9 protein-coding genes are annotated in these 12618 nt (G+C 68.4%); 1 reads left to right on the top strand and 8 read right to left on the bottom strand.

The window, feature by feature from the left end; translation table 11 throughout:
• Nucleotides 1–343: 343 nt before the first annotated feature.
• The 4 genes from LDB29_RS21910 to LDB29_RS21895 all read right to left on the bottom strand — a co-directional run bounded on the left by LDB29_RS21910 (nucleotide 344) and on the right by LDB29_RS21895 (nucleotide 5391).
• Nucleotides 344–1381 (bottom strand): zinc-dependent alcohol dehydrogenase family protein, encoded by a 1038-nt coding sequence (locus LDB29_RS21910; RefSeq protein WP_257557820.1) that lies wholly within the window; start codon nucleotides 1379–1381, stop codon nucleotides 344–346.
• 152 nt (nucleotides 1382–1533) lie between these two features.
• Entirely contained in the window at nucleotides 1534–1749 is a 216-nt protein-coding gene (locus tag LDB29_RS21905) for a 3-keto-5-aminohexanoate cleavage protein (protein WP_373886374.1), read from the bottom strand.
• 397 nt (nucleotides 1750–2146) lie between these two features.
• A complete protein-coding gene (locus LDB29_RS21900; protein WP_257557819.1) occupies nucleotides 2147–4675 on the bottom strand; it encodes an ABC transporter permease in 2529 nt (842 codons plus the stop codon).
• Nucleotides 4672–5391 carry an ATP-binding cassette domain-containing protein gene (locus LDB29_RS21895; protein ID WP_103001700.1) on the bottom strand — a complete coding sequence of 240 codons (720 nt, stop codon included), beginning with the start codon at nucleotides 5389–5391 and terminating at the stop codon, nucleotides 4672–4674. The genes LDB29_RS21900 and LDB29_RS21895 overlap by 4 nt, the downstream gene beginning before the upstream one ends.
• On the opposite strand from LDB29_RS21895, the gene LDB29_RS21890 reads away from it, so the two are divergent.
• Nucleotides 5390–6091, top strand: a complete 702-nt coding sequence (locus LDB29_RS21890) for an arylesterase (RefSeq protein ID WP_044660954.1) — start codon at nucleotides 5390–5392, stop codon at nucleotides 6089–6091. The genes LDB29_RS21895 and LDB29_RS21890 overlap by 2 nt on opposite strands.
• Before the next feature lie 36 nt (nucleotides 6092–6127).
• Here LDB29_RS21890 and putA read toward each other — a convergent pair whose 3' ends face one another.
• The 4 genes from putA to LDB29_RS21870 all read right to left on the bottom strand — a co-directional run bounded on the left by putA (nucleotide 6128) and on the right by LDB29_RS21870 (nucleotide 12615).
• Complete coding sequence (gene putA, locus LDB29_RS21885; RefSeq protein ID WP_257557817.1) at nucleotides 6128–9730, bottom strand: trifunctional transcriptional regulator/proline dehydrogenase/L-glutamate gamma-semialdehyde dehydrogenase; 3603 nt, start codon at nucleotides 9728–9730, stop codon at nucleotides 6128–6130.
• A gap of 139 nt (nucleotides 9731–9869) precedes the next feature.
• Nucleotides 9870–10010 carry a cbb3-type cytochrome oxidase assembly protein CcoS gene (ccoS, locus tag LDB29_RS21880; RefSeq protein WP_007688161.1) on the bottom strand — a complete coding sequence of 47 codons (141 nt, stop codon included), beginning with the start codon at nucleotides 10008–10010 and terminating at the stop codon, nucleotides 9870–9872.
• Nucleotides 10007–12139, bottom strand: a complete 2133-nt coding sequence (locus LDB29_RS21875; protein ID WP_257557816.1) for a cation-translocating P-type ATPase — start codon at nucleotides 12137–12139, stop codon at nucleotides 10007–10009. The genes ccoS and LDB29_RS21875 overlap by 4 nt, the downstream gene beginning before the upstream one ends.
• A complete protein-coding gene (locus LDB29_RS21870; protein WP_257557815.1) occupies nucleotides 12139–12615 on the bottom strand; it encodes a FixH family protein in 477 nt (158 codons plus the stop codon). Before LDB29_RS21870 ends, LDB29_RS21875 begins: the two co-directional genes overlap by 1 nt.
• Between the last annotated feature and the right edge of the window lie 3 nt (nucleotides 12616–12618).

The raw sequence follows: 12618 nt of genomic DNA, 5'->3' as shown, positions 1-12618 counted from the left end.
TCTGAAGCATGATATCTTCCGGCGGGCATCGACCATATTGTTCGCGGGAGGAGGGTGAGGACTGGCTGAAGACACCCTTCATCCCCCCTCAGCCCGGCAGCTTGGCCAGGATGATCGCGCAAATCGCGATCACCAGTCCGAACGACAGCGTCGCCAGAAAGACGACATCCAGCGATTGCCTGACCCGATCCACCATCGACATCTTGTTTCTCCCTCATCGAAAACCCGCTTCGCGCCGCCATTGCGGAGCGCGCCGCGGTGAACCGGACGCAAGATCGCGCACGCCGGATCTTTATTGCCGCATCCCTTCAGGCGGAAAGCCGGTCGCCGCCCTTCGACCGGCTCAGGGCGTGATCAGGACCTTCAGCGCTTGGGTCTCCGCCGCCCGCCCGAAAACGTCATAGGCGTCCAATATGGCGTCCAGCGAAAAGCGGTGGGTGACGAGCTGTCCGGCGTCGATCTTCTCCGCCGCCACCGTCTTCAGCAGCATCGGCGTGGTCACCGTGTCCACCAGCCGGGTCGTCACCGTGATATTGTGCGACCAGAGCCGTTCTAGATGCAGGTCTGCCTTCCTGCCATGCACGCCGATATTGGCGATCACCCCGCCCGGCGCGACAAGGTCCTGGCAAAGCTCGAATGTGGCAGGGACGCCGACGGCCTCTATGGCTGCGTCGACGCCCTGGCCGTCCGTCAGGCCCCTGACGATCTCCACCGGGTCTTCGGACCGGCTGTCGATGGTGCATGTGGCGCCGAACCGCCGGGCCACGGCCAGCCGGTTGGCGTCCATGTCGATCATGATGATCTGCGCCGGAGTATAGAATTGCGCGGTCAGCAGCACCGCCAGCCCGATCGGCCCCGCGCCCACGATTGCGACGCTGCTTCCGGGCGCGACCTTGCCGTTGAGCACGCCGCATTCGAAGCCGGTCGGCAGGATGTCGCTCAGCATCACCAGCGCTTCCTCGTCCATCCCCGCCGGAATGGGATAGAGGCTGGTGTCGGCATGGGGTATGCGGACATATTCCGCCTGCGTCCCGTCGATCTCGTTGCCCAGCAGCCAGCCGCCGGTCCTGCAATGGGAATAGATGCCGCGCCGGCAATAGCCGCACCGTCCGCAGGCAGTGATGCAGGAAATGAGGACATGGTCGCCGGGCGTGAAGTTGGTGACGGCAGGCCCGACGGAATCGATCACCCCGACGCCTTCATGCCCCAATATGCGGCCGGGCGCGCAACCCGGCACATCGCCCTTCAGGATATGAAGATCGGTGCCGCAGATGGTGGTGTGCGTCACGCGGACGATCGCGTCGCCGCCCTCCGCGATCTGCGGCTTGGCCCTTTCGCCCAGGCTCTTCTCGCCCGGTCCTCCATAGATCAAGGCTTTCACGATGGCCGATCCCTTCCAGATGGTTCGCCTCAGTGGCGATCCCCCGGAAGTTCCTCTCACCGGCGCTTCATTCCTATCCGTAGATTCCCGGACGGCGCCTGCCTGAACGCGCAAGCGGTCCTTGCCTCATCCTCCTGCCCGCCGGCCCGTGCCTAGAAGGCGACATTGTCGGCGCCCTTGAGGTCAAGGATCGCGCGGGTCTCCTCCGCCGTCGCGACCTCCAGCGACAGAAGTTCGAGGATGGACCGGATCAGCGCGACCTGCTCCGCATTGGATGTCGCCAATTTCCCCTTCCCTGCGAACAGCGAATCCTCCAGCCCCACGCGGATATTGGCGCCGTTCAGCGCCCCCATGGTGACGAACGGCAATTGAGCCGCCCGCTCGCCATCACATCTTCCGCTATGGCGGGCGCTTCCTGACGGACAACTTCCCCTGTTCCCGAATCCGGATCGTGCCGCTGGACCGCGACCGGATGGTGGGGCTTTTCAACCTCGGCATCGAAATACCGTTAGCGCCCTTCTTCGGCAGCATGGGCGTGGCGCGGCCGACCGCACGCGGCAGGGTCGATTCCTCGCCGCCCGCCATCGATCGTGGTAATATGGACAGCCACGCCACGCGCAAGGCGCTTCGCAACATGATCGACTTTCTGGGCGAGGCAGCGTTGCGGGCGATGGCTCGTCGACCGCAACAAGGGCGTGCATGTCGTGCTGCCGAAACGGTTGTTCGCGCAGTAGCGGCCGCTTCCCTGCGCGACAGGGCCGCTCCCTACAACGCCCGCAAGGCGCGGGCCGGCCGCACCGACATCAGCGGGATCGACCCCAACAGCCCGATCCCCAGTGTAAGCACCGCGCCCGCGCCCAGGGTCGAGAGCACGAGCAGCCAGTCCGGCGCCCAGTGGAAATCGAATATCCGCACGATCACGAACCAGCCCGCGCCAAGGCCAAGGCCAAGCGCCACCAGCGCCAGCACACCGGCCAGCAGCGCATATTCAATGCCCTGCGCGCCCAATATCTGCCAGCGGGTCGCGCCCAGCGTCTTCAGGATCACACTGTCATAGGCCCGCGCCTGGCGCGACGCCGCAATCGCCCCGATCAGCACCGCGATCCCCGCCAGGATCGCGACCGATCCCGCCAGCACGATGGCCGTGGACATCTGCCCCAGCAGCATCGTGACCTGCGCCACCACCTCGCCCACGGCGATGATCGAGACGGAGGGGAAGGCCGCCAGCAGCGCGCGCGTCATCGCCCCTTCCGACGCGCCCTTCATCGTGATCGTCGCCGACAGGCTGTGCGGCGCGCTGCGCAGCGTGTTGGGGGAGAAGACCATGATGTAGTTGAAACCCATCGTCTCCCAATTGACCTGCCGCAGGGAGGCGATGCGCGCCTCGATCTCCCGCCCCAGCACCGACACGGTAAGCGTGTCGCCGATGCCGACACCCATCACCTCCGCCGCCTTGCGGTCGAGCGAGACGAGCGGCGGCCCGGCATAGTCCCGGGGCCACCATTGCCCCTCGACCAGTTCCGACCCCTCCGGCAGCGCCTCGCTATAGGTGACGCCCCGCTCACCGCGCAGGAACCAGGCGCCCTCGGGCAGTTCCTTGAGGTCCGCCACCCGCTGCCCGCCATAGGCGACGATCGTCCCGCGCAGGGTCGGCACCATATTGACCTTGGCACCCGGCGCCTCCCTGCCGACCAGCGCAAGGAACCTGTCCTTGGCGGCGATGGGGATGTCCAGCACGAACTGGTCCGGCGCGGTGCGGGGCACGGTGTTGCGGATTTCGGCGCTCAGGCTCGACTGGATCGCCGCCAGCGTCACGAACAGCGTCAGGCCCAGCCCCAGCGCCACCACCAGCGCCGACGTCTGCGCGCCGGGCCGATGGAGATTGGCGACCGCCAGCCGGGCAAGCGGACGACGCGGCGCGGGCAGCCGACGGGCGATGCGCCGGACCAATAGGCCGATGCCGGTCAGCAGCACCAGCATGGCCGCGACCGCGCCCAGCATCGCCGCCGCGAACCAGGGCTCCCGCGCCGTGCCCAGCGCCAGCGCCACGGCGGCCGCCCCCGCCGCGCCCACCGCGATCATGCTCAGCCGATCGACCCCGCGCCGCCGGTCCACCGTTTCGCGGAACAGGGCAGCGGCGGGGAGGGTCCGTGCCCGCGCCAAGGGCGGCACGGTGAAGATGAAGGCGATCAGCAGTCCGTAAAGCGCGCTGGTGACGAGCGGCCAGGGCGCGATGGCGAAACCGGGCTGCACCGGCAATATGTCCCGCATCGCCGTCACCAGACCCAGCGGCAGCACGACTCCCGCCGCCAGCCCGCAGCCAATGGCCAGCACGGCCACCGCGCCGATCTGCATCAAATAGATGCGAGCGATGTCGGCGGAGGAAGCGCCCAATATCTTCAGCGTCGCAATGCCGTTGCGCTTGATCGCCAGATAGGAGGCTACCCCGTTGCTGACCCCGATCCCCGCTATGGCGAGCGCGGCGAGACCGATCAGCGACAGGAATTGCCCCATCCGCTCCAGGAAACGGCTGGTCCCCGGCGCCGCGCCGTCGCGGTCCTTGATCTCGAAACCGGCAGAGGGGAAGGCGCGCTTCAGCCGCTCGCTCTCAGCCCCGGCATCCCTGCCTGCGCCCAGGCGGATGCGATATTTGCTCTCATACAGGCTCCCCGGCTGGATCAGGCCGCTGCGCCTGATGCCCTCTATGGAGGTGAGCGCGACCGGCCCCAGGGTGAAGCCCTCCCCCACCCGGTCCGGCTCCTCCGCGATGATGTCGCGGATGCGGAAGGTCGCCGCGCCATAGCGCAGGCCATCGCCCGGCTTCACGTCCAGCCGGTCCGCCAGCGCCTGTCCGATGACCAGCTCGTCGGCGCGCATCGGCCCGGCCCGCCCGCCTTTCAGCGCCAGCGCGCCATAAAGCGGGTAGGCCCCGTCCACGCCCTTGAGTTCGGTCAGCACGGCGGAGGGTCCGGTGCCCTCCCCCACCCGCTGCGCCATGGCCCGCAGTCTGATCGTCTCGCTCAGCACGCCCTCGCGCCGGAAGGCCGCCTTCTCCGCCGCGCTGGCCTCGCGCTGGGACATCGCCACCTCGACGTCGCCGCCCAGCAACACCTGCCCCTTGCTCGCAATCTCGCCGGTGATCGCGGCGGTCAGGCCGCCAATGGTCGCCAGCGTCGCCACGCCCAGGAACAGGCAGATGAACAGCAGCCGCAATCCCCGGAAGCCGCGATGCAGGTCGCGACGCGCAATCCGCCAGCAGCCGCGCCAGCCCAGCGCGGTTTCGGGCCCCGTCACAGCCTCCGGTCCGCGACAATCAGTCCATCCCGCATCTCCACGACGCGGTCGCACCGCTCCGCCAGTCCGGGGTCATGGGTGATGATCACCAATGTCGCGCCATTCGCTTCCCGCCGGGCGAACAGCAGTTCGACGATCGCCCCGCTGGTCGCGCCGTCCAGATTGCCCGTCGGCTCGTCCGCGAAGATGATGTCCGGCCCCGGCGCGACGGCGCGGGCGATGGCCACGCGCTGCTGCTCGCCGCCCGAAAGCTGGGCCGGATAATGGTGCAGCCGGTGCCCGAGTCCCACCGCCTCCAGCTCGCTCGCCGCGCGCGCGAAGGCATCCCCGAAGCCCGCCAGTTCCAGCGGCACGGCGACATTCTCCACCGCCGTCATGGTCGGCAGCAGGTGGAAGCTCTGCAACACGATGCCCACGCGCCCGCGCCTCGCCCGCGCCAGCGCATCCTCGTCCAGCGGCCCATAATCGATCCCGGCGACCCGAACCTCCCCGCCGCTGGCGCGCTCCAGCCCCGACAATATCGCCATCAATGACGACTTGCCCGATCCCGAAGGCCCGAGGATCGCCAGGCTCTCGCCCCTGGGAATGGAAAGGTCGACGCCCTTCAAAATCAGCGTCGGCGCTTCGCGCGTGCCAAGCGAAAGGGTGACATTGCGCGCTTCAATCGCAATATGGGCAAGGGAGGACGAGCCGTGCATCAGCGAAAGGAACCCCATGAAGGCGGGAAGATGGTCGATATATGTGGGCGCCATGGCGATTGTGCAATTGCTCACCGCCTGTTCGGGCGAACCCGCCGCCGACAATAGCGCCGCGCCGACGGCCGAGGTCCGGAACGCCGCAGCCCCGATGGCCGACGGCAAGCTGGTCCTGGCCTTCGGGGACAGCCTCTATGCCGGCTATGGCGTGGCCCAGAATGAAAGCTTCCCCTTCCGCCTCGAACAGGCGCTGAAGGCAAAGGGGCTGGCGGTTCAGGTCCGCAATGCCGGGGTTTCGGGCGAAACCTCTCTGGGCGGCATGCAGCGCCTCGCCTTCACGCTCGACGGCCTGCCGCGCAAGCCCGACCTGCTGCTGCTCGACCTGGGCGGCAACGACATGCTGCGCGGCCTGCCGCCGGAGGACAGCGAGAAGAATCTGCGCGCCATATTGGACCAGCTCAGGCAGCGGCAGATCCCCGTGCTGCTCACCGGCATGATGGCCGCGCCCAATATGGGCAAGGATTATGGCGCGAAGTTCGACGCCATCTATCCCCGGCTGGCGAAGGATTACGGCCTGCCGCTCTACCCCTTCTTCCTTGACGGCGTGATCGGCAATCCCAGGCTGATGCAAGCCGATTCCATCCATCCCAATCCGGCCGGGGTGAACATCATCGTCGGCAAGATCGCGCCGGTCGTGACGGGCTTGCTGAAGAAAAGCTGAGCGTGACCTGCTCCTGCGAAGGCGCGCTTTAGCCCCTCACCCAATCATCATCAGGCTGGCATTACCCCCCGCAGCGGTCGTGTTGATGGAGGTCGACACCTCCTCCAGCAGCCAGTCCAGCGGATACTCCCCATCCGCCCCCGCCGCATGGACGCTGACGACCGGCCCCGGCATGCCGGCCACGTCCCGAACCACCGCACCGATCCGCGCGGCATCGCCCTCGACCAGCACCGCCCCAAGCGGCCCATCCGCCTGCAACGTGAAATGCGCCGCAATATGCGCGGGCAGCCCCAGCGGCAGTTCCATGTCCCACAGCACCCCGCGATTGCCGGTCGCCAGCACCGCCGCCATCTGCTGCAACAACCCCTGCCGCGTCGCGGGCCGCATCCCGATCAGTCCTCGCGGATGCAGCGCATAGAGGTTGCGCTCCCCCACCGGCCCCGGCAGGGTCATCTCGACGCCCAGCGCCGAGGCATCGCCACAGCGCCGCTCCATGGCCGAAGCCTCCGCCTCGCCCTTCGCCGCCAGCCAGTCGGCAAAATCGCTGAGCGGCGACCTTAGCGAACCGGCCCGCTCCGCAAAGACCGGCGGCACCGCCACCAGCCGCCCCAGATAAAGCGGCCCGCCCGCCTTCGGCCCGGTGCCCGACAGGCCCCGCCCGCCAAAGGGCTGTACGCCCACGATGGCGCCGATCACATTGCGGTTCACATAGAGATTGCCTGCCTTCACCCGCCCCGTCACCTGCGCGACGGTATCGTCCAACCGCGTATGCAGGCCGAAGGTCAGGCCATAGCCGGTCGCGTTGATCGCATCGACCAGCGCGTTCAACCCGGCGCGAGGGAAACGGACGACATGCAGCACCGGCCCGAACACCTCGCGCCGCAATTGCGCGATGTCGTCAATCTCGATGATCGTCGGCGGCACGAAGCTGCCATGCGCGGTTTCCTGCGGCAGCGGCTGCTGCTCCACCGCGCAGCCCAGCGCCCGCATCGCCCCTATATGCCGCTCTATCCCTTCCTTCGCTTCGTCCGTGATGACCGGCCCGATGTCGACCGCCAGCCGGTCGGTCCGCCCGATGCGCAATTCCCTGAGCGCGCCCTTCAGCATCGCCAGCGTCCGGTCCGCCACATCCTCCTGCAGGCAGAGGATGCGCAGCGCCGAACAACGCTGTCCCGCGCTGTCGAAGGCGGATGCGATGACATCCGCCACCACCTGCTCCGCCAGCGCGGAACTGTCGACAATCATCGCATTCTGCCCGCCCGTCTCCGCGATCAGCGGAATGGGCCTGCCCGAAGCAGAGAGGCGGGCGGCCAATTGCCGCTGGATCAACCGCGCCACCTCGGTCGATCCGGTGAACAGCACCCCGGCGGTCTGCGGCGCCGCCACCAGCGCCGCGCCGATCTCCCCAGCGCCGGGCACAAGCTGCAACGCATCGCCCGGCACCCCAGCCTCATGCAGCAGTCGCACCGCCTCCGCCGCGATCAGCGGGGTCTCCTCGGCGGGCTTGGCCAGCACCGCATTGCCCGCGACCAGCGCCGCCGCGACCTGCCCGGTGAAGATCGCCAGCGGGAAATTCCAGGGCGAAATGCACACGACCGGCCCCAAGGCCACCTGTGCAGGGCCGAAAGCCGCCCGCGCCTGCGCCGCATAATAGCGCAGGAAATCGATCGCCTCCCGCACCTCGGCTATGGCGTTGGGCAGCGACTTGCCCGCCTCCCGCACGATCAGGCCCAGCAGGATCGGCATGCGCGCCTGCATCGCGTCGGCGGCCCGCTCCAGCATCGCGGCCCGCTCCGCCACCGACACCAGCGCCCAGCCGCTTCCCTCCGCGCGCAGGACCGCCGCCCGCGCATGGTCCGCCGACCCCTCGAACACCGTCCCCACGACATCGCGCCGATTGGCGGGGTTCAGCACCAGCCGCGCCGTGCCTTCCTCGCCCTGCGGCGCCGCCGTCCAATTGATTTGCGCGCTTTCCGCCAGCGTCTGCGCCAGCATCGCCAGCGCATTCTCGTCGCTCAGGTCGATCCCGTCCGAATTGCGCCGATCCGGATACAGTCCGGACGGCAGCGCGATCTCCGCATGCCGCGCGCCCGGATGCGGCATCGCCAGCACCTGCTCGACCGGGTCCGCGATCATCTCCTCCACCGGCACCGCCGGATCGGCAATGCGGTGCACGAAGGAACTGTTCGCGCCATTTTCCAGCAGCCGCCGCACCAGATAGGCGAGCAGCGTCTCATGCGTGCCGACCGGCGCATAGATGCGGCAGGGACGGTCCAGATTCCCCTTCCCCACCACCTGCTCATAGAGCGGCTCGCCCATGCCGTGCAGGCACTGAAACTCATAGTCGCCCAGCGTGAAACCCGGCCCCGCCAGATGGTGGACCGTCGCCAGCGTCTGCGCATTATGCGTCGCGAATTGCGGGAACACCCGGTCCCGCGCCGCCAGCAGCTTCTTCGCGCAGGCGATATAGGCGACGTCCGTATGCAGCTTGCGCGTATAGACCGGGAAGTCCGCCATCCCATCGACCTGCGCCCGCTTGATCTCCGCGTCCCAATAGGCGCCCTTGACCAGCCGCACCATGATCCGCCGCCCGGCGCGCTGGGCCAGATCGACGATCCAGTCGATGACGAAGGGACAGCGCTTGCCATAGGCCTGCACCACGAAGCCCAGCCCGTTCCATCCCGCAAGCTCCGGGTCCAGCGCCAGACTCTCCAGCAGGTCGAGCGACAATTCCAGCCGATCCGCCTCCTCCGCGTCGATATTGAGGCCGATGTCATAGCTTTTGGCGAGCAACGCCAGCTCCTTCACCCGCGGCAGCAATTCCCCCATGACCCGCTCCGCCTGGGCGCGGGAATAGCGCGGATGCAGCGCCGACAGCTTGATTGAGATGCCCGGCCCGGCATAGACGCCGCGCCCATCCGACGCCCGGCCGATGGCGTAGATGGCCTGCCGATAATCCTCCAGATAGCGGGCCGCGTCCGCCGCCGTCGCCGCCGCCTCCCCCAGCATGTCATAGCTGTACTGGAAGCCCTTGGCCTCCTGCGCCCGCGCCCGCTTCAGCGCTTCCCCGATGGTCTCGCCGGTCACGAACTGCTCGCCCATCATCCGCATGGCGAGGTCGACGCCGCGCCGGATCACCGGCTCGCCCAGCCGCGCCACCAGCCGGGTCAGCGCCGCGCCCAAACCCCGGTCGTCCACGCTGCCGACCAGCTTGCCCGTCACCACCAGCCCCCAGGTCGCCGCATTGACGAACAGCGACCTGCCGCCGCCCAGATGCCCACCCCAGTCGCCATCCGCGATCTTGTCGCGGATCAGCGCGTCGCGGGTCGCATCGTCGGGAATGCGCAGCAGCGCTTCGGCCAGGCACATCAGCGCCACGCCCTCCTGGCTGGAGAGCGAATATTCCTGCACCAGCGCCTCGACCCCGCTGCCCTTGCCGTTGGCGCGCAGCGTCGTCACCAACCTGCGCGCCATGTCACGCACCCCCTGCCGCATGGCGTCGGGCAGCGCGGCGGCTTCCAGCAGGGGCGCCAAGCACTCGGCTTCATCGCGGCGATAGGCGGCGGTAATGGCCCGGCGGAGCGGCGATTGTAGCCGGATGGCGGGGGCGAAATCGGTGAAGGGGGGCGGGTTCGTCATGTGCGCCATGATAGGGAAATCATGGCATGCAATCCGACTTATAAACGGCTCATGTTAAGGCAATATGCCTTATTAATCGCAATTCTCCCGTCAAATCATCCACCTTATCCACCCCAAAAGGGCGAAAATCCGCCTGCCATCAATCCTCGTCAATCAGGATGCGCACAGCCGCTCCATCCGTATCCTCGAACTGGCCATTGCCCAGCGCCCAGAAAAAGGCCGCCAAGCCCAACAGCCCCAGCCCAAGCGCAATCGGAATCAACAGGCTGAGACCGGTCATTTCACGACTCCTTTCAGGCGCAGGGCATTGGCGATCACGATCAGCGAGGATGTCGACATCGCCACCGCCGCGACCAGCGGCGTCACCTTCCCCGCTATGGCCAGCGGCACCGCCAGCACATTATAGCCGATCGCCAGCGCGAAATTCTGCTTCACCACCGCGACCGTCCGCCGCGCCGCATGCACGGTCAGCGCCACCGGCGCCAGCCTGTCGCCCAGGAACACGGCGTCGGCGGTAAGCTGGCTCGCATCGCTGGCGGAGGCGGGCGCCATGCTGGCATGGCCCGCCGCCAGCGCCGGACCGTCGTTCAGCCCGTCCCCGATCATCAGCACCTTCTCGCCCCTGGCCTTCAACCGGTCGATCAGCGCCAGCTTGTCGGCGGGGCGCAGATGGCCGATGGCGGTAGTGCGGGTTTCGCGGGCAATCTCCTCCAGCGCTTCGGGCCGGTCGCCGCTGGCGATCAACATCTTCAGCCCCATGCCGCGCAGCACGTCCAGCGTTTCCGCCGCATCGGGACGCAACGCGTCGGTGAAGCCCAGCAGCAAGGCCTGATCCCCGCGCCGATATTCCGCCGCCAGCCCGAACAGGTTGATCAGGCTGCGCGGACGCGCCAGCGACACGGCCACGCCCCCATAGTCCCCGAACACGCCCTCTCCGGCGACTTCGCGGACATTGTCGAGCGCGGCGGGCGTCACCCCCCGCGCCTCCAATGCTTGCCTCAAGGCGACGCTCAGCGGATGGCGGGACGCCCGCGACAGGGACAGCAGGATCGACCGGTCGTCCCGCCACAGACGGCGCAACCCCTGCGGCACCGGACGGCCCAGCGTCAGCGTGCCAGTCTTGTCGAACACCGCCTCGCTGACCTCCGCCAGCCGTTCCAGCGCCGACCCGTCCTTGACCAGCACGCCCCGCCGCATCAGCGCGCCGCAGGCGACGATCTGCGCGGCAGGCACCGCCAGCCCCAGCGCGCAAGGACAGGTAATCAGCAGCACGGCCACCGCGATCAGCAACGCCTGATGCACGCCCGCCCCGGCGATCATCCACCCCGCGAAGGACAGCGCCGCCAGCAGATGGACGCAGGGCGCATAGAGCCGCGCCGCCCGGTCGGCCAGCCGCACATAGCGCGACTTGCCCTGCCCCGCCTCCTCCATCAGCCGGGCGATGTCGGCAATGACGGTGTCGGCCCCCGCCGCCGTCACCTCCACCCGGATCGGCCCCTCGATATTGAGCGCACCCGCCTGCACATCGTCGCCGGGATGCACCCGCACCGGGGCGCTTTCGCCGGTCAGAAAGGCGATGTCGAGGCCGCTTTCGCCCTCCGTCACGCGCCCGTCGGCGGCCAGCCTTTCGCCTGCCGCCACCAATATCGTCATGCCGGGGCGCAGAGCGTCGGCCCGCGTCCACCGGCTGCTCCCGTCCGCCTCCAGCACCAGCGCGCCCGGCGCGGTCTGCTTCAGCAGCGCCGCCACGCCCGCCCGCGCCCGCCCCCGCATCATGCTGTCGAGCGAGCGCCCCGCCAGCAGGAAGAACAGCAGCATCACCGCCCCGTCGAACCAGGCATGCGCCCCACCGGTGACGGTCTCATAGAGGCTCATTCCGGTGGTCAGCAGCACGCCGATGCTGATCGGCACGTCCATATTGGTCCGCCCCTGCCGCACCGCCGCCCAGGCCGAACGGAAAAAGGGCTGGCCCGCATAAGCCACCGTCGGCAGGGCGATCAGCGCGGAGAGCCAGTGGAACATCTCCCGCGTCGCCCCTGCCGCCCCGGACCAGACAGACACCGACAGCAGCATGATGTTCATCGCCGCGAAGCCCGCCACCACCAGCGCCCGCGTCAGCCGCCGGCTTTCGGCCGCCGCGACATTCAGCCCCGCATCGGCCAGCGGCTCCGCCTCGAATCCCAAAGCGGCGATGGCGGCGCGCAGGTCGGGCGGGGTCAGCGCCGGATCGTGCCGGATGGCGACCCGCTTCGCCCCCATATTGACCCGCGCCGACAGGATGCCGGGCTGGCGCGGCAGGCCCTCCTCGATCTTGGCGATGCAGCTCACGCAATGGATGCCGGGAACGGCGAACAGGCTTTCGACCGTCTCTTCCGCCACCGGATCGGGGATCAGCGCCTTCGTGGCCATCAGTCGACCTCCCTCAACAGATGCTCCTCGCGCCCGGCAAGACGAAGGTCGAAGCGGACCTGCCAGCGCCCCTTGGGCAAGGCGCGGTCGCCGACATAGACGCCCGGCGCGGTCTCGCGAAAGACCAGCGACAGGTCCGGCGTCCGTCCCAGCGGATGCTGCGCCACCGCCGTCACCTGGCCGCCCGCCACTGGCGCGCCCTTGGCGTCGGTAAGGACCAAGCCGACATGCCGCGCCGCATCCAGCGTCACCGCGTCCCGCCATCCCAGCCGCTTCTGCGCCCGCGCCTGCGCCAGCCAGCCGTTGAATTTCTGGCTGGCGACATAGCTGTTTTCGACCACCGTGCCGCCGAAGGACCGCACCGCAACGGTCGCCATCAGCATGTTCACCGCGATCACCACGGCAAAGAACGCCACCAATATCGCCGTCATGTGCCAGCCGGTGAAGCGGCGGATGGGGGATGGAGCAGGGGTCATGCT

This window comes from Sphingobium sp. CFD-2 (assembly GCF_024611135.1).
Lineage (GTDB): Bacteria > Pseudomonadota > Alphaproteobacteria > Sphingomonadales > Sphingomonadaceae > Sphingobium > Sphingobium fuliginis.
The sequence above is the reverse complement of the archived record's forward strand: the minus strand, read 5'-3'. Positions and strand labels throughout refer to the sequence as shown.